At 37.2% G+C, this 16,321-nt stretch carries 20 protein-coding genes; 19 read left to right on the top strand and 1 reads right to left on the bottom strand.

Annotated elements, in window-relative coordinates; translation table 11 throughout:
• Window positions 1-12 precede the first annotated feature (12 nt).
• The 19 genes from MKX69_RS13855 to MKX69_RS13765 all read left to right on the top strand — a co-directional run bounded on the left by MKX69_RS13855 (window position 13) and on the right by MKX69_RS13765 (window position 15,771).
• Window positions 13-258, top strand: a complete 246-nt coding sequence (locus MKX69_RS13855) for an Ig-like domain-containing protein (RefSeq protein ID WP_139903052.1) — start codon at window positions 13-15, stop codon at window positions 256-258.
• A gap of 37 nt (window positions 259-295) precedes the next feature.
• On the top strand, window positions 296-691 hold the full coding sequence (locus tag MKX69_RS13850; protein ID WP_341010592.1) for a hypothetical protein: 396 nt from the start codon (window positions 296-298) through the stop codon (window positions 689-691).
• A complete protein-coding gene (locus MKX69_RS13845; RefSeq protein ID WP_002300153.1) occupies window positions 688-1,035 on the top strand; it encodes a putative minor capsid protein in 348 nt (115 codons plus the stop codon). Before MKX69_RS13850 ends, MKX69_RS13845 begins: the two co-directional genes overlap by 4 nt.
• Window positions 1,035-1,370: a minor capsid protein gene (locus tag MKX69_RS13840; protein WP_072538584.1), complete on the top strand. Its 336-nt coding sequence runs from the start codon at window positions 1,035-1,037 to the stop codon at window positions 1,368-1,370. The genes MKX69_RS13845 and MKX69_RS13840 overlap by 1 nt, the downstream gene beginning before the upstream one ends.
• The gene (locus MKX69_RS13835; RefSeq protein WP_002300154.1) at window positions 1,370-1,762 is read left to right on the top strand and encodes a phage tail terminator protein; all 393 of its coding nucleotides are present in this window, start codon (window positions 1,370-1,372) and stop codon (window positions 1,760-1,762) included. Before MKX69_RS13840 ends, MKX69_RS13835 begins: the two co-directional genes overlap by 1 nt.
• 12 nt (window positions 1,763-1,774) lie before the next feature.
• Window positions 1,775-2,242, top strand: a complete 468-nt coding sequence (locus MKX69_RS13830) for a phage tail tube protein (RefSeq protein WP_114634863.1) — start codon at window positions 1,775-1,777, stop codon at window positions 2,240-2,242.
• Window positions 2,203-2,499 (top strand): Ig-like domain-containing protein, encoded by a 297-nt coding sequence (locus tag MKX69_RS13825; protein WP_341010603.1) that lies wholly within the window; start codon window positions 2,203-2,205, stop codon window positions 2,497-2,499. The genes MKX69_RS13830 and MKX69_RS13825 overlap by 40 nt, the downstream gene beginning before the upstream one ends.
• Before the next feature lie 69 nt (window positions 2,500-2,568).
• The gene (locus MKX69_RS13820; protein ID WP_002300157.1) at window positions 2,569-3,009 is read left to right on the top strand and encodes a hypothetical protein; all 441 of its coding nucleotides are present in this window, start codon (window positions 2,569-2,571) and stop codon (window positions 3,007-3,009) included.
• Window positions 3,010-3,014: 5 nt separating this feature from the next.
• Window positions 3,015-3,635 (top strand): Gp15 family bacteriophage protein, encoded by a 621-nt coding sequence (locus MKX69_RS13815; RefSeq protein ID WP_341010591.1) that lies wholly within the window; start codon window positions 3,015-3,017, stop codon window positions 3,633-3,635.
• Between the two features lie 15 nt (window positions 3,636-3,650).
• Window positions 3,651-8,282, top strand: coding sequence for a tape measure protein (locus tag MKX69_RS13810; RefSeq protein ID WP_341010590.1), 4,632 nt, complete (start codon window positions 3,651-3,653; stop codon window positions 8,280-8,282).
• Window positions 8,275-9,102 (top strand): phage tail domain-containing protein, encoded by an 828-nt coding sequence (locus tag MKX69_RS13805; protein ID WP_215717291.1) that lies wholly within the window; start codon window positions 8,275-8,277, stop codon window positions 9,100-9,102. Before MKX69_RS13810 ends, MKX69_RS13805 begins: the two co-directional genes overlap by 8 nt.
• 8 nt (window positions 9,103-9,110) lie before the next feature.
• Window positions 9,111-10,130 carry a phage tail protein gene (locus MKX69_RS13800; RefSeq protein WP_341010589.1) on the top strand — a complete coding sequence of 340 codons (1,020 nt, stop codon included), beginning with the start codon at window positions 9,111-9,113 and terminating at the stop codon, window positions 10,128-10,130.
• Window positions 10,131-11,180: a hypothetical protein gene (locus MKX69_RS13795; protein ID WP_341010588.1), complete on the top strand. Its 1,050-nt coding sequence runs from the start codon at window positions 10,131-10,133 to the stop codon at window positions 11,178-11,180.
• Window positions 11,180-13,333, top strand: a complete 2,154-nt coding sequence (locus MKX69_RS13790) for a BppU family phage baseplate upper protein (RefSeq protein WP_341010587.1) — start codon at window positions 11,180-11,182, stop codon at window positions 13,331-13,333. The genes MKX69_RS13795 and MKX69_RS13790 overlap by 1 nt, the downstream gene beginning before the upstream one ends.
• A 13-nt stretch (window positions 13,334-13,346) precedes the next feature.
• Window positions 13,347-13,793: a hypothetical protein gene (locus tag MKX69_RS13785; protein WP_341010586.1), complete on the top strand. Its 447-nt coding sequence runs from the start codon at window positions 13,347-13,349 to the stop codon at window positions 13,791-13,793.
• A 1-nt stretch (window position 13,794) separates the two neighbouring features.
• Window positions 13,795-13,932: an XkdX family protein gene (locus tag MKX69_RS13780; protein WP_002290625.1), complete on the top strand. Its 138-nt coding sequence runs from the start codon at window positions 13,795-13,797 to the stop codon at window positions 13,930-13,932.
• Window positions 13,933-13,969: 37 nt separating this feature from the next.
• Window positions 13,970-14,263: a hypothetical protein gene (locus tag MKX69_RS13775; protein WP_002333313.1), complete on the top strand. Its 294-nt coding sequence runs from the start codon at window positions 13,970-13,972 to the stop codon at window positions 14,261-14,263.
• 22 nt (window positions 14,264-14,285) lie between these two features.
• Complete coding sequence (locus MKX69_RS13770) at window positions 14,286-14,483, top strand: phage holin (RefSeq protein WP_002336349.1); 198 nt, start codon at window positions 14,286-14,288, stop codon at window positions 14,481-14,483.
• A gap of 10 nt (window positions 14,484-14,493) precedes the next feature.
• Entirely contained in the window at window positions 14,494-15,771 is a 1,278-nt protein-coding gene (locus tag MKX69_RS13765; RefSeq protein WP_341010585.1) for a LysM peptidoglycan-binding domain-containing protein, read from the top strand.
• Between the two features lie 31 nt (window positions 15,772-15,802).
• Here the strand turns inward: MKX69_RS13765 and MKX69_RS13760 are convergent.
• Window positions 15,803-16,321 (bottom strand): hypothetical protein (locus tag MKX69_RS13760; RefSeq protein WP_341010584.1); only part of this gene is annotated, 519 nt, incomplete at its 5' end.

Below are 16,321 nucleotides of genomic sequence, written 5' to 3'. Positions count from 1 at the left end.
TCCGGCGTAACTTTGAATAAAACAACAGCTACGCTAACGGTGGGATCAACAGAAACATTGTCTGCTGCTGTATCACCAGAAACGGCAACTGATAAATCAGTCAAATTTACCTCTAGCGATGAAACAATTGCAACAGTAACGCCAGTGCAAGGAAAGGTTACTGCTATTAAAGTAGGAGCTACGACGGTCACAGCGACAACCGTAAATGGTAAAACTGCTACGTGTGAAGTCACGGTAACCGCAGCAAGCGAAGGATAGCTACTAAACTATCCTTTTTAATTGAAAGGAGGCAGTTATGAGCTATCTTACGCACGATGAATATTTAAAATCAGGATTCAACAAAGTATCAGTTTCGGAGTTTGATGACTTAGAAAAATGTGCTGCACGTCAGCTTAATCGAGTGACAGGCGATTTTTACATGAGACATTCTTTAGCTGATGACACGGTCAAATATCGAGTGGATAAGTTCAAAATCGCAATGGCTGTCCAAATTGAATATTTGAAGTCAGTTGGAGTTACTTCGTTATCAGACTTACTAAATGCTTCCCCTTCAAGTGTCAGCGTTGGTCGTATGCGTATTGAATCTGGAAGCACGAATGCGGCAACAGTTGGCAGAACGATGGTTGCAACAGAGGCTTATAACGAGTTGATCTATACAGGACTTCTTTACAAGGGAGTTGACTATCGATGATTCCTTTAATGCCAAAAGAACTTTGTAACCAGTCAATTACTTTGAGGCTGCTAGATGGTCATGACAAATGGCAAAAACCTGTCTTTTCTGAACCAATCACGATTAATCATATGATCTTTCAACCGCAAACAGTGTACAGCGGTAGTAATAATAATCGGCAAGTGGTAGCCAACGCTATCGCTTTTTTGTTTGCTGGAGTATCTGATCCGATGCCAGTGATTAATAAAAATCATGTTGGGTCAAAGATTGACTTTGAAGGTGAGACTTACACTATCACGACGATCGTAGATAACCGCAATCCATACAGTAACGAAGTCTACTCGTATGAGTTGGAGGTGCTGTAATGCTCCATGTTAAGGTTGAAAAAAACGGTGTAGATCGTAAGTTGTCCGTGATGAATATCAATTCAGCAATGTATTATATGACATCTCAAATGCACATGGATATGAATCTATATGTGCCTAAACGCCAAGGAAATTTAAGGGACAAATCTTTCGTTAACAAAAACCGAATAACTTATGCTGCTCCTTATGCACGAGCTCAATTTAGAGGGTTTGTTAACGGCAGCAGAGTCAGAAACTATACGACTCCAGGTACCAGCCGTCGTTGGGATCTTAGAGCAAAAGCGAATCACATGGATGATTGGCGTAGAGCGTTTATCAAAGGAGGAAACTTGTAATGGATTTATGGGAACGATTATCTGACTCGATAGATTCTATTCAAGGCCTTCCAATGCCATGCTCGATGGGGTTCCTTAATGGGGAAGACACGCTTTGTGTTTATTCGATGCCAGGTAGCCGAACAGTCGAAGAATACTTTGACGGTACGAAAGAACGTGAAATGCTCTATGAGGTCGGATTTAACACGAAAGACCAAGAAAAAGCCAATCAAACTCTTTGGCTCATATCAAATCATTTAGACGAACTCTCAACTCTGAAGTCAGAAGATGAGAGCTTCGTCTTTTTAGGTATCGAAATAAGTGAGACTCCTTTCGTAAGCGAACAGGACGTGCAAGGGAACTCAACTTATTTATTAGGTATCAAAATCACCATTCATCAATTCAAAAATTAGGAGGAAATTTAAATGGCAGAAAATAGTAAAGAATTTTTACTAAACTTTAAAAACAAATTGGAAATCGATACTTCAGGAAGTACAGATTTAGATCAAATCGCATCGGCTAAATTCGCACCATTAGCAGCAGGGATCACAACTATTACTCCGGCTGCAGCGGACACTACAGATGCATCCCCTTACTACGATGGAGAAGGATTCACTGATTCCACTGTAACTGGTAAAAATATCACGTTCCAAGTTGCGGGACACCGTGTATTTGGAGATCCAGCTCAAGATTATGTAGCGTCTAAATTCTTGTCAATCGGGGATGAATTACGCACGTTAGCACAATGGACTGATGCTAAAGGTAATAAAGTTCAAGCGGTCGTTACACTGACTTCTATTGTACCGTTTGGCGGTGCAGCCAATGCTAAACAAACCTTCAGCTTCACAATGGCATTCAATGGGAAGCCAAAATCGGTAGCAGCGGGGAAGTAATTAGCCCTGAAAGCGTAGCGCTTAATAAAACAACGTTATCGCTTGCAATTGGGGCAAACGAAACCTTAACAGCTACCGTTTTACCGGCAGACGCAACAAATAAAAATGTGACATGGTCATCTAGTGATTCAACCATAGCTACGGTTGATACCAAAGGGAAGGTTGTGGCTGTTAAAGCCGGAACTACGGAAATTACAGTTAACACAGTAGATGGTAATAAGAGTGCTAAATGTACTTTAACAGTAAATGAATCATAAAATTAGACAGATTAGAGCAGGTTAAACCCCATTATGGATACCTGCTCTTTTAATTTGGAGGAAAAAATAATGGCTATCAATAATGTAATTGATTTAGATGCAAAATTATCACTAACTAAATCCGTAAAAATTGCAGGTAAAGTATATGAAATCACTATTTCTGATGAGGTTGATCAAGCCTTGATGGATTTAACTAGTGTAGATGTCCCATCGCAATTAGAACACCTGACAGAAAAAGCAGAGAAATTGGAAGATTTAGAAGATAAATCAACTGATAAATATAAAGAGTTTATTCGCCTAGAAGTTGCTAAATTGAAAGATCGTTCAATCGCTGCACTAGATAAAGTGTTGGGAGAAGGAGAAGGAACCCGTGTATATAAGAGTTACGGAAATAGTACAAAGGCATTATTAACTGTCATTGGTTTATTGCAAAAAGAGTTGGGTGAATTGATGATTGAACGTAAAAAAACCGCTGATAACTATTACAAAAACAAACATAAAAAGAAGTGATATAGATGTTTGATTTGGTTGAGGATTTAGAAAATACACTAATCATTGAAGGAGAAGAATATAAATTTGATCTTTCCTTTGATGTGGTGATTAGATTCTATGAATTGCTAGAAGATAAAAATTTAAAATCATTTGAAAAAATTAATAAAGCTTTTGATTTGTTTTATTTTGATGCTAAAGCTCCCATAAGTGATTTTACTTTCGAACAGAAGCAAGCAGCAATCGAAGAAATAAGTAATTATATACAAAAATGTCCATACGGAAATAACAATAATGATCAGGAATCCGGAGATACTGTGCCGGAAAAACTTTATTCTTATTCTCAAGATGCTGGAGCGATTTATTCCTCATTTTTAGCAGATTATGGCATCGATTTATTAAAAGAAAAAGGACAAATGCACTTTATCACGTTCAAAAATCTTTTGTTTGGATTAAGCGAAAATACTCATTTTCAACGAATTTTATCTATTCGTTCTAGAAGTATTAATGGACTAGAAGGCGAGGCACTTACTAGCCTACTAGAATTGCAAGAGTACTATGCCCTTGATTCAGAAAAAACTGTAAATAATCTAGACAATCAGTTAGGAAGTATGTTTGACATGCTAGCCGCCCAAGCAAAAAAGTAGAAAGGAGGTTAGAAAATGGCTGCAGATGCGACGATAAATATTGATGTCATGCTCTCTAACTTACCAAAATTTAAAACAGATGCTAATTTTATTGATGATTTGTTATCCAAATTAGGTGCAAATACTGGAAAACAGATGGATGATCAGTTTGCTATTGAAACAAAGGCAATCCAAGAAAAGGCAATCTCAACTAAGAAAAAAATAGATGATTCACTTGGGAAAACTACCAAAGTAAAACTTACGGCAGATAATACTGATGTCAAAGAAAAATCAGGTGAAGCTAAAGATCAAGTATCGAAAATTCCGGATAAAAAAAGCACAACATTTACAGCAGATACTACTCAAGCTAAAACAGAGACCAGAGAATTAGGCGAAACTGCAGAAAAAACTGAATCAAAATTTGTAAATTTAAAAGATAAACTTACTATTGGAGCAGTAGCAGGTGCGACTTCTCAAGCGGTTCAAGTTATTACAGGAAGCTTTACAGATTTAGTAGGAGAAGGTTTAGCAGCTTCTGATTCAATGGATAAATTCCGCTCTACTATGAAATTGGGTAGTTTTGGCGATGAAGAAATTGATAAAGCAGCAAAAGCAGTAAAAAAATATGCGGATGATACAGTTTATGATCTATCAGATGTTTCGAATACCACAGCACAGTTAGCAGCTAACGGCATTAAAAATTACACTGAATTGACTCAGGCAGCCGGAAACTTAAATGCTCAAGCCGGTGGTAATGCTGAAACGTTCAAATCTGTAGCAATGGTCATGACACAAACGGCAGGAGCGGGAAAATTAACAACAGAAAACTGGAATCAGTTGGCTGATGCTATTCCGGGCGCTTCTGGCGTACTTCAAGAAGCAATGAAGAAAAACGGTGCTTTTACTGGGAACTTCCGTGAAGCAATGGAAAAAGGCGAAATATCTGCTGATGAATTCAATACAGCCATTACTGAATTAGGTATGAATGATGGTGCTATCGAAGCTGCTAAATCCACCTCAACTTTTGAGGGTGCAGTTGGTAATTTACGAGCCAATGTTGTTTCTGGAATTATGGACATTATTGATCATTTAGGAAAAGATAACTTGACTGGCATGGTCAATAAGGCTTCTGATGCAGTGGTAGGTGTATTTCAACACATTGCAGATGTCTTTTTATATTTTCAAAAACATGAGGATACTCTTACGAATATTTCCAATAATGTAAAAAAAATAGTTGGAGCCTTGTTCTCAGGGGCATGGGAAGAAGGTAAAGATTTACTTTTTGATATCGCTGATCTTTTTGGATTGGTTGATGATAAATCTAAAGCATTAAAAGATCCACTAGGCACTATAAATGAAATCATAGGAAAAATAGCAAAACATAAAGATGAAATAAAGCTCTTTGGCGAAGCACTGGTTATAATGTTTGCTGTTAAAAAAGGCTATGAATTCATTAAAATGTTAAAAGAAGCAAAAAAAACATTAAAGGAAATGACTGCTATTGAAACAATTACTGATTTTTTAGGCGGTGGAGGGTTCTCGTTTGGCAAAAAGGCAAGTACTAAAAATATAGGAAATGTAGGTGCTGAAATTGCTGAAACAATCTTACCAAAAGGTGGTAAAGGAGTCGCTACTATTGCTGATGATGCACTAGAGTCTGTTTCTAAACTAGGTGGGTTAGCAAAACTAAGTAAAGGAGTAAGCAAAGTGCTACCTTTTGCTGGGGTACTTGCCAGTGCAACTGAACTGTTGGGTAAAGGATCAGCTTCTTCAAAACTAGGGGCTTTTGGTGGTTCTTTAGGCGGAAGTGCGGCAGGAGCAGCTATTGGAACTGCTATTTTACCAGGAATTGGAACTGCAATTGGTGCAGGATTGGGTGGACTTGGCGGAACTGAATTAGGTAAAAATCTAGGGAAAGATATTGGCAAAGGATTTAAAAGCTATGCACCTAACTTAACGAACTTTTTGGGAGATATAGGACATGATATAACTAAAAAATTTAGTAAAAATGTAGGATCAAATGCAAAAGAGCTTTCAAAAACTTACACCAAAGAGATGGAAAAACTTAATAAAATAGCTGTCAAAACACCAAAAGGCGATAAAGAATTAAAAAAACAGAAAGTCCAAACGACTGAAATATTCAAAGATATGTCAGACTCTATACAAAAATATTATAAAAAGAAAGAAAAATCATCTAAAAGTGATTATGATTATTTCGTTAAAAATGGATTAATGACCCAAAAAGAAGCTGACAAAGCCCTAGCTAAACAAAAGAAAAATGATGATGAACAGAAAAAGAATCATCAAAAAGCTCTCAAGGCTATGCAAGTTTATTCTGGTGAACATTATGCCAATGTGGAAAAAATCGAAAAAGGTGGTACCAAAAAACTCCAAGATATCGCAAAAAAATATGGAAAAGATAGTAAAGAATATAAAAAAGAATTGAACAAAGAGTTAGAAGAAGAGCAGGAAAAATATGCTAAAAACATGAGTAAAGCGCAGTCTAAGCTGAACGAGCAAATTAGCAAAGAAACGAAAATAGCTTCGGGAAAACAGCTAGATATTTTGCAGGATTTGAAAGATCATAAGGGCAAACTCTCTCATGAAGAAATGAAAACTGCTATCTTAAATTCTAAAGAACAACGTGACACGATCATTAAAGATGCCAAAAAAACAGCAAATGATTCAATAAGTGCCGCTGATAAAAAATACAAAGAAACTGTTGAAAAAGCAGACAAAGAACGTTATGAAAATGGGACTATGTCCAAGAAGCAGTATGATGAGGTTGTGAAACAAGCAAAGAAAGAGCGAGATGATGCTGTCACAGCTGCTACTGAGAAAAGGGATAAATCAATAAAGAAAGCCCAAGAAACTCATAAAGAAGTAGTAGATCAAGCAACCCAACAGGCCGGAGAACACAAAGGTGCTGTTGATGGTGAAACAGGTGAAGTTGTAGGCTCTTGGGATGAAATGAAAACAAACATGGGATCCATTGTTGAAGGTGTCGCACACGGTATTGGCCATTTGATACATGCATTGAACAAAGATTGGGGAAACGACCTTATTAAGTTCAAATTTGGTGCTCATGCAAAAGGTTCTAGTGGATTGACCGAAGACGAAATTGCTCTGGTTGGGGAAGAAGGATTCGAGCTTGCTCATCATCCATCTAAAGGTATTTTCCCTGTGGGTGTTAGCGGTCCAGAAATTCGTCCTCTGCAAGCTGGTACTTCAATTTTACCCCATCATATGTCTAAAGAATTCTTGGCAATGACAAAGGGGCTACCCGCACACAAAGACGGTGTCTGGGGTACTATCACGAATATGTTTGATTGGGTTAAAGATAAAGCTAAAGATGTATGGTCTTTCGTTTCAGATGGTGCCGGCAAAGCTTATGATACGATTGCTGATAAACTTGGTGTTTCTGACTTTTTAGACAACCTTGGAGATTCAGCTGAATATAAAGTAGCTGCAGGCGGTATCTCTAGCATAAAAGATAAGATCATCGAATACGCACAAAGTTTCTTTGATAAGTTCAACGAAGAAAATGGCGGTGGTAGTTTCGATGGTGCGATGGATGACAATGTCTATAAATATTTAGTAGATATTGCAAATCAAACAGTAAGTAAATTTGGCATGAGTGGTATCACTTCGGGTTATCGACCAGGAGACCCTTATTACCACGGAAAACACCAAGCGATTGATATTGCCTACCCAGCAAGTATGAATGGTTCAAGCAAATATTTTGATCCTGCAAACTGGGTATTTGAGAATTTTGCTGATAAGGTTGGCTATGTTATTACTCAAGGTAAAGTTCGAGATAGGACAGGTCAATCAGGGCAACCAGCAACTGGTTCATGGGAACCATGGCCAGATAATGATCATTACGACCATTTGCATATCACTGGTAAATTAGGATCAGGAGATATTTTCAAAGCAGGAGGCGGTAGTTCTCCTGCTGGTTCAGGTGCTGAAAGATGGCGAAGCCAAGTAATTGATGCTGCAAAAATGGTCGGATTTCCAACAGATAAAGGGCATATAGACAGAATCATTAGTCAGATACAAACAGAATCAGGCGGAAATGAGAAAGCTGTTCAAGGTGGTTATACAGATATTAATACCATTACTGGAGACTTAGCAAAAGGATTGATGCAAACGATTAGTGCTACTTTCAATGCTTATAAGATGCCAGGTCATGGCAATATTTTTAATGGATATGATAGTATCTTAGCCGGTTTAAGATATATCATGGCTCAATATGGAACAGGTGCTGGCTTCTTTGCGAATATTGGAATGGGGCATGGTTATGCTGATGGTGGAGAAGTGAATGGTCCTGAGTTGGCTTGGATTGGAGAAGACCCAGCTTATCCAAAAGAGTTTATGATAAATCCTGCTAAACCTTCTGCAGATGCTTTAATAATGAAAGCCATTCAGTCCAGAGAACAATTTAGACCTGCTTCAGCAAATAATGTATCAAGCAATTCGAGTGGATTTTTAACAAGCGAAATTTCAGAAAGTTCACTTCAGAAGCTGTCTCAAGCTTTGAATAATCGTCCAGTTGAGGTAATTAGTCATCTAGACGGTAAGAAAGTCAGCAAAAGTGTAGATGAATATACTGGTTCATCATTAGCAAGAAAACTATATATGAGAGGAAAGAATTTCAATGGATGATAAAACATCAGTATTTCTCCAATTTAGTACAGGTAAATTTGACTTACTAGCAAATTACCGAATAAAAATCATTGATATAAAAATTGGGATGCCAGTACCTAAAAATGAATTTTCTTCTTATGCAGGTTCAATAGGAAAAAAGCTGCTGACACACTCATTTGATTCTTTTCCTATTACTTTTGAATTTGATTATTTTGCAGACAATCTAAATGATCTTATTTTGACTGAAACAGAATTGAGAGAACTATTTAATAAAGAAGCTGAATACTACTTTATCTATACGAAAGAACCTGGTAAAAGATTTCCAGTGATCGTTGAGAGTATGACTATAACCAAAAAGGCATATTTTAAAGGAAATTGTGTTGTATCATTTTCCGCCTATAAAGGATATTCTGAATCGATGGCAACGACTTTATCTGATTTCAGTTTGGATGAGGATTGGCAGTTTTCTCAAGGTCTAGTTTCTGAAGATTTTAGTTATACACACAATACTAGTTTCTTTAAGATTTTTAATGCTGGCAGTTTTGAAATTGATCCGAGAGAGTCAGATTTACGTATTACCCTCGAAGGAGAATCAGAAGGAAATGTGACTATTTTCAATAAGACCACAGGCGATCGTTTCATTTATTATCCTTCTCTCTCAACTAATTTAGGGCAGACGTTAGTTTTGGATGGTGTATACCCAAAATTGAATGGTGTAAGTTGTGGTATTGATACAAACCATGGACTAATCACTTTAGCTGAAGGGGTCAATGAAATCGAAATTCAAAATATTACTAGAGTGAAATCTTCTTGGGATTTCCGTTTTTTGTATAAGTAGGTGATACTTTGAAAAACATATTAATACGTAATTATGAAGAAACGAAAGAGGAAATCCTTATTAACTACGATAAGGATTCTTTTTCTGTCTCGTGGCAACAAAATGAAACGTGGGAGTTATCTGTGACTGTACCAGAAACAAAACGGAATCAAATAACCTTTGATTTAATTGACTATGAAAACTATGTTGTTTTTGATGGTCAGCAGTATTCAATCAAGCAGATGAGACCCTATGCTTCTGGTAGCCAAATCTATAAAGATGTAGTAGCAACTCATGTCTATTACACTATTCAAGATGGATGGCAATATGACACCATATCTGGAACAAAATCAATCAATGATCTTCTGACTCATATTTTTAAAGCTGGAAACCGAGGATTTAGTTGGGAAGTTGTAGATCCCAATAATGTATTTTTAAAAAAGGAACAGGAGAACTTTGGAAATGATAATTATTTAAATCTTATTAATGAAATTTTGGAAGATTACGGTGCCGTTGTGATACCAAACAATAAGCACTTAGTATTTTATCCCATTTCAGAATATGGAAATATAACTGAGCAACAAATCCGATATAAATATAATACAGATGAAGTGTCGTTTGATATTGATACTTATGCTTTGAAAACACAAATTAAAGGGTTTGGTAAGAAAAAAGAAGACGACTCGTATTATTTTAATCCAGTTACTTATACCAGTCCCGAATCACAGAAATGGGGAATCAGGATACAAGACTCAATAGAAGACGAACGTTACACTATCCAAAATAATATGATTGAATATCTAAAACAGCAGTTACACGACTATCCAGATGTTTCAGGATCCGTAACACTAAAATGGGCCGTATCTCTTAACAAAGGGGATAAGTTCCTTTTTGTTTATGAACCTTTGAATATAAGTACCTACATTCAAGTTGTGGGAATTACTGATTATCCAGCTATCCCTAATAAAGCGCCAGAGATTGTATTATCAAATACCAAGAAAACAATCACTTCAATACTGGCAAATCTTGCTAAGAAAGGACTGATGTAGATGGGGCTTGTTAAACTAATATCAAATAATATCGCTTTAAAATGGAAAGAAACATTCAATAAAAACGTTGATTATCTGAACAGTCTTGAAAAGAAATTGTCTGATCAAGACAAATCAACGAACAGTCGAATTGATAATCTCGTAATCAACTCGGGCGGTGATTCGCCAAACGAAGTAGTGGATGCACGAGTTAACAATAAAGGGGAAGTTTTTGACACACTGCATGGCAGACTATTAGAACATGAAAACCTGACAGATGAACAAAATAGTGAATTAATTACAAATGCCGCTAGTCAGAAAGCACAAGTAGAGCAATTAAACAAAGCAGTCCAGCAAATCATTGGAGGGTATAACGAACCTATCAGTATCTATGTTTCAAAGGATGGAAACGACCAGACTGGAGATGGATCTCAAGAGAAACCATTTCTCACGATTCAAACTGCTGTTAATTCAGTTCCGCTAATTACTACATCATCTGTCACCATCTGGATTAGCGATGGGGTGTATTTGGAAGATGTATATGTCAATGGTTTAACATTTAGAACATTTGTCATACGTCCTTTAAATGATACCAGCACATTAGACCCTCAAGTGTCTGATTGTCCAGTTAAAGTTAGAAGTATTATGTTCGCAACATGTGCTGGCTATTGTCAAATCGTCGGAATGCAGATCGTTGATGCTGCAAATTCTCCACTTTTTCAAGGAAGACAGTATGGAATTGTCAATGAACAGAGTGGCTATATGGCTATTAGTCAGTGTAAATTTGCGGAGAATACTAAATCATTGGCATATAACGCTGTATACGTAGGTGGGACTTCTAAGATGAATATGTATGGTTCAACAACATTCATTAATCAAGACATAGCTGTGCAAGTTCGTCTGCTATCAGAGTTTAATGTGGGCGACTTGAAGGGTTCAGGCAATAACATTGGGGTGTACGTTGATGCAGCAACTGCTAGATATGCCAAGCTAGCTGCAGGATTTGCGACAACTGAAAATAAAGTTATTGGCAGAGGTTTGATTATCAACAATGGGCAGGTGTTAAGTTAATGGTTTATAAAATGAATGAATCGATCATTGTGATTCAAGCAGAAGCCACTAGTCCAAACAGGACGAATGTTGTTTTTTGGTCGCATGATCGAGGAACAGCTAAGCTTCGAATGAAGTTAGTTCGGAAAAACGGCATCCCTCAAAGCTTACCCGAAGGGACAACTGTTCCGATTCGCTTGATGTTCAAATCTGCAACGGCAGAAGGTGGTTATGGTAAACATGACTATCTAGCTACGGTAGAAGATCCTGTGAATGGGATTGTTTCTATTGTGTTAGAGGATAATATACTGGGATACGTAGGCACCGTAGAAGGTAGCGTATATATTGATTTCCCAAACGACCGCTCGTTAGATACAGCTGGTCGTTTTACTTTTTATATCAAACGCAGTCCAATTGATGATAGTACGCCAGAACTAGAAAATTATTATTTCAATGGTTTCAGTCAGACAATCGATAAAATCGAAAAAATTCTAGCTGATGGAAAGCAAGAGATTGAACAGAAAATTGAGGAATCCGAAACGCAGATTGATGCGAAAGTAAAAGATACAAACGACAAAATCACGAAAGCCAATCAAGATGTCGCAACTATCAATACTAATATTGATAAAGCGAATGATCGTATCGATAAAACCAATCAGCAAATCGGCGATCTCGGCAAGTTGAAAAAGATGTACAGTAACAGCATCGACTTTGGTGACTATGACTATAGTGGGAATCCGAATTTGTTGCCAAATTTAAAAGCGAGTGACTTTAATACGCCTAAAGGTATGACGGCTGAACAGGTAGGTAGTGCTATAAAGTTTACTTTTGACGGTACTCCATCGTTATCTGCTAGTACAGTACACATTACAGCATTAGCACCAAACACATATTATACTTTATCCGCTGACGTTACCATATTAGACTCAACCGGCGCTGATACAGACCAATTGAGATTGTATATCAGAAAAGAAACTAACTCCAGTTTAATTAACCTTGTTTTTCCTGCTGGTATGAAACTAAACAAAAAAACTAAAGTTCAATTGACAGGTAACTCTAGTGCAAACACCGACCCATCTCAGTTTGTATATATGTACATGACATTGCACACAACCACAGACAAGCCGTTCAAAGGAAGTGTATTGGTTGAGAACATAAAGTTAGAAAAAGCTATTTCTGCTGAAAGTAAAGCCACACCATATCAGCCTAACTTACTTGATGCACCGTATTATTTGAGCAAGGTGGCTTTGGGTGAGAATATTGCTGATCCTACAAAAACCTTTCCTATTAAGTCTAGCGGTTCAGTGTTATATCAAGGTAATATGACAGAACCTTTTGTTGTAGGAGAAACTTATACAATTACCGTAAAAGGAACAAAACCATCAACTCAACTCTTTAGAGTTTTCAACCCAGGTATTTCGGGGTATGGTAACTTGTCACCCGTGGAAGGTCTAACAGATGTGTGGTCATTAACTTTTACACCAAATGAAGTAAGTACTGACCCTAAAATACTTCAAATAATTCAAACGCCAAATGCAAGTGTTGGTGCATGTCAAATTGACTGGCTCAAGATTGAAAAAGGTGACACTAGAACCCCGAATATTAGTCAGTTTAAATACTGTGGTGAAGGATTGAAAGACAGTAACAATCCGAACGACTACAGCTGGGACATCACACCTGAATATGCTGAAAAAGGCTTGAATGATACGGTTAGTTTAACCGAACCACAGTCAGTTGAAGGTTTAAAAAACTTTGAGGATGGGTTACAGATTGCAGGTAAAGAAGTTGCGACAGTTGCAGAAAGTACAGGTTGGCTTGCTCTTACACTTGTGGACGGTTTCGAAGTAACTGAGAATAATCCACCTCAATATAAAATCACGTATCAAGCAAATGGTGATAATGAAATTGAGTTTAGAGGTGAGTTCCAACTGACCGGAGGGACAAAATTTACAAAGGATACAAGTTATTATCCATTCGGACGTGCTAATCAAGCTACAAATATACCAAATGAGTTGAAACCTGACCGAACCGCCTTTGGTTACGGCGCAACAAGTACAGGTGTCGGTGGTCGGCTAGCTGTAACCACAACGCCAACTTTTGTATTCATACCTGGCGATTCAGATGGTACTTATTGTTCAATTAGTCCTTTACGGTACACGCAAACAAAAAAATAAAGGAGTGAAATAAATGAAAAACATTTGGAAATATGGACGTACTGGCGGAGAGTACGCAGGAAAAGTATTGGACGACATGCTTGTATCCGTTCCTTACACGGATCAGCCACCGCTTGAAGGAATTCGTTCAGATGGCGAACCGCTAACGATTGCTGATCAGATGTTTGATCCTAAACTGAACCAATGGATTGTGTTAGCGAACGCGTTAGATCACAACGATATAAACAATCTCAAAGCGATGTACGAAGCTCTGGAACATGAGAACGGCGATTTAAAACAGCTCAACGCCAAACTCATGCTAAACAATGTAGCAATTAAACAGGAAAATACTGCATTGAAAGAAAAAGCGGATAGTTTAGCACAAATCAATTCAAAAACGATGCTTGCTTCGTTCCAAAATAGCAAAGACATTTCAGAAATTAAAGAGCAACTAAATCCAGCTTCAAAGGGAGGTGAGTAGTATGTTTAGTTTTAGCGATGTGAAAATGATGTATGATTGGGGCTGTTTTACTGACGATCAAGTTCGACTATTCGTTCCACTATGCATTACAGACGAAGAAGCAGATAAAATCATTAGCAAAGAAGAGAGCGCATCTTAATTGATGTGCTTTTTATTTTGATTCAAGGAGTTGTCACATGATCAATTTAGGGGAATGGGGAATGATAGCAGGATCAATAACCGCTATCGTTTCTTTGATTTTATTAGTAATTAGACCGATTGCTGCATCTTTCTCGAAAATTACTGAGACTCTTTCAAAAGTAAGCCGAAATTTAGATTTATTGACTAAAGATTTAGAAGCAAGCAAATCTGATCGCATTACTATTCATGAAGAACTAAAGAAACACGATGAAAGATTAGATACACATGCAGAAAAATTGGTAGAACACACACAACAAATTAAAACTTTATTTAGAGAAAGATCTAGGTAAAAAAGAAAGGAGTTAAGAAGAAATGATTTTACCCGATAAGTATTATCAAATCATCAAATGGACGGTTTTAACAGTTTTACCAGCTGCATCTGCTTTAGTAGCCATGTTAGGGAAAGCGTATGGATGGAATGGAACAGATATGACAGTGCTGACTATCAATGCAGTAGCAACATTTTTAGGTGTTATCACTGGTGTGTCGGCTTATAATTTGAAAAAATAGGAGGAAGAATATGAAAAAGAAAATTACTATTACTGCGATGAGCCTATTAACGGCTCTTTTTTTATTGCCAATTAATGGGTTTGCTGCAAAAAATGATCAGGGTGTGGATTGGTCGATTTATCAAGGGGAGAACGGAAGATTTGGGTACGCTCATGATAAATTTGCTATTGCACAAATTGGTGGTTATAACGGAGCTGGTTTATATGACCAATGGACCTACTCCACGCAAGTTGCTTCTGCAATTGCGCAAGGCAAACGAGCGCATACCTATATTTGGTGGGATGTGTGGGGTTCCCCAGCAATTGCTAAACAAACGATGGATTATTTCTTGCCAAAGATTCAAACGCCTAAAGGTTCAATTGTAGCGATTGATTTCGAGGGTGGGGCATCTTCCAATAAGCAAGCTAATACGGATGCCATTCTTTATGGTATGCGGCGAATTAAAGCAGCAGGCTATACTCCAATGCTTTATTCAGGAAAGCCGTTTTTATTAGCTAATGCTTATTATCAGCAAGTAATCAAAGAGTTTCCAGATTCGCTATGGATCTCTGCTTATCCTGATTATAATGTAACGCCAACTCCTAACTGGAATATTTTTCCATCGCTGGACGGTATCGGTATCTATCAATTTACCTCAACTTATATTGCTGGTGGATTAGATGGTAATATCGATTTAACTGGTATTACAGACAATGGTTATACAGGTTCAGACAAACCAGCAACAGACACTCCAGCAACGGATGCAGGGGAAGAAGCTAATGATACGCCAAAATCAGAAATTAAAGTGGGCGACACTGTGAAAGTGAATTTCTCAGCGAAAAACTGGGCAACTGGAGAAGCGATCCCACAATGGGTAAAAGGAGAAAGCTACAAGGTTCAACAGGTAAATGGCAATAAAGTTTTACTTGCAAATATTTTATCTTGGATTGATAAATCAAATGTAGAAATCTTGCCAGATTCTACAACTGTTCCGGATAAACCATCAGCTGCTATCCAAACTCATGTCGTTCAATATGGAGAAACACTATCTTCGATTGCTGCAAAATACGGAACAACGTATCAAGCACTTGCTTCGTTAAATGGACTAAGCAATCCGAATATGATCTATGCTGGACAAGTTCTAAAAGTGAGCGGAATAGCAAATGTTACTAGAACATACATTGTTCGATCAGGCGATAATTTATCATCAATCGCATCTAAGTTAGGCACAACGTATCAAGCGCTGGCACAGCGCAATGGATTATCAAATCCTAACTTGATTTATCCAGGTCAAGTACTATCATATTAAAAAAAGCCCCTCGATGAGGGGCGGTACATAGTTAATTCAATATTTTGTCTAAAAAATATGGTATAACTTTTCTAGTAGCTTTTATTTTTGTTTTATTTATATTGTTGTATCTTCCGTTATAGATCAATGGTACATCTGTTTCGCCATATTCTGTTGAAATATGAAGTTGATAATTAGGAACCCCTTCACTTTCTGTATAGGCAATTTTTAGTGCATCACCAGGCTCAATAGTTTTAGAGTAACCCATAGATTTATATATAAGTTCACTATCGTTTTTCATATCTTTAAATTTCATGATGCCAACTTTCATGGGCACGTTTGCAGGGGAAACTAGAACAATTTTTGTGGGACTTTCATCTAATGCTATTTCATCATAAATATTCTGAGGTAAATATTTTCCTTGCGTATCTATAGAGTAGAATTCTAGAGACACATCTTCATAGTATGTTTTATTTTTTAAAAAACCAAATATTACAAAAACGATAGCTACAATAGTTAAGATTAATTCTAAGATATCTTTGGGTGTGTATTCTTTACCTAAATACCAATG

It is taken from the genome of Enterococcus sp. FSL R5-0957, assembly GCF_038008005.1.
GTDB lineage: Bacteria > Bacillota > Bacilli > Lactobacillales > Enterococcaceae > Enterococcus_B > Enterococcus_B faecium.
This window is presented reverse-complemented; position numbering and strand designations above follow the sequence as displayed.

Bases quoted from the DNA above. Each gene is read 5' to 3' on its own strand.
- MKX69_RS13780 (WP_002290625.1), top strand. From the start codon at position 13,795: ATGTTTAGTTTTAGCGATGTGAAAATGATGTATGATTGGGGCTGTTTT.
- MKX69_RS13795 (WP_341010588.1), top strand. From the start codon at position 10,131: ATGGGGCTTGTTAAACTAATATCAAATAATATCGCTTTAAAATGGAAA.
- MKX69_RS13830 (WP_114634863.1), top strand. From the start codon at position 1,775: ATGGCAGAAAATAGTAAAGAATTTTTACTAAACTTTAAAAACAAATTG.
- MKX69_RS13815 (WP_341010591.1), top strand. From the start codon at position 3,015: ATGTTTGATTTGGTTGAGGATTTAGAAAATACACTAATCATTGAAGGA.
- MKX69_RS13820 (WP_002300157.1), top strand. From the start codon at position 2,569: ATGGCTATCAATAATGTAATTGATTTAGATGCAAAATTATCACTAACT.
- MKX69_RS13785 (WP_341010586.1), top strand. From the start codon at position 13,347: ATGAAAAACATTTGGAAATATGGACGTACTGGCGGAGAGTACGCAGGA.
- MKX69_RS13805 (WP_215717291.1), top strand. From the start codon at position 8,275: ATGGATGATAAAACATCAGTATTTCTCCAATTTAGTACAGGTAAATTT.
- MKX69_RS13845 (WP_002300153.1), top strand. From the start codon at position 688: ATGATTCCTTTAATGCCAAAAGAACTTTGTAACCAGTCAATTACTTTG.
- MKX69_RS13765 (WP_341010585.1), top strand. From the start codon at position 14,494: ATGAAAAAGAAAATTACTATTACTGCGATGAGCCTATTAACGGCTCTT.
- MKX69_RS13810 (WP_341010590.1), top strand. From the start codon at position 3,651: ATGGCTGCAGATGCGACGATAAATATTGATGTCATGCTCTCTAACTTA.
- MKX69_RS13775 (WP_002333313.1), top strand. From the start codon at position 13,970: ATGATCAATTTAGGGGAATGGGGAATGATAGCAGGATCAATAACCGCT.
- MKX69_RS13835 (WP_002300154.1), top strand. From the start codon at position 1,370: ATGGATTTATGGGAACGATTATCTGACTCGATAGATTCTATTCAAGGC.
- MKX69_RS13770 (WP_002336349.1), top strand. From the start codon at position 14,286: ATGATTTTACCCGATAAGTATTATCAAATCATCAAATGGACGGTTTTA.
- MKX69_RS13840 (WP_072538584.1), top strand. From the start codon at position 1,035: ATGCTCCATGTTAAGGTTGAAAAAAACGGTGTAGATCGTAAGTTGTCC.
- MKX69_RS13850 (WP_341010592.1), top strand. From the start codon at position 296: ATGAGCTATCTTACGCACGATGAATATTTAAAATCAGGATTCAACAAA.
- MKX69_RS13790 (WP_341010587.1), top strand. From the start codon at position 11,180: ATGGTTTATAAAATGAATGAATCGATCATTGTGATTCAAGCAGAAGCC.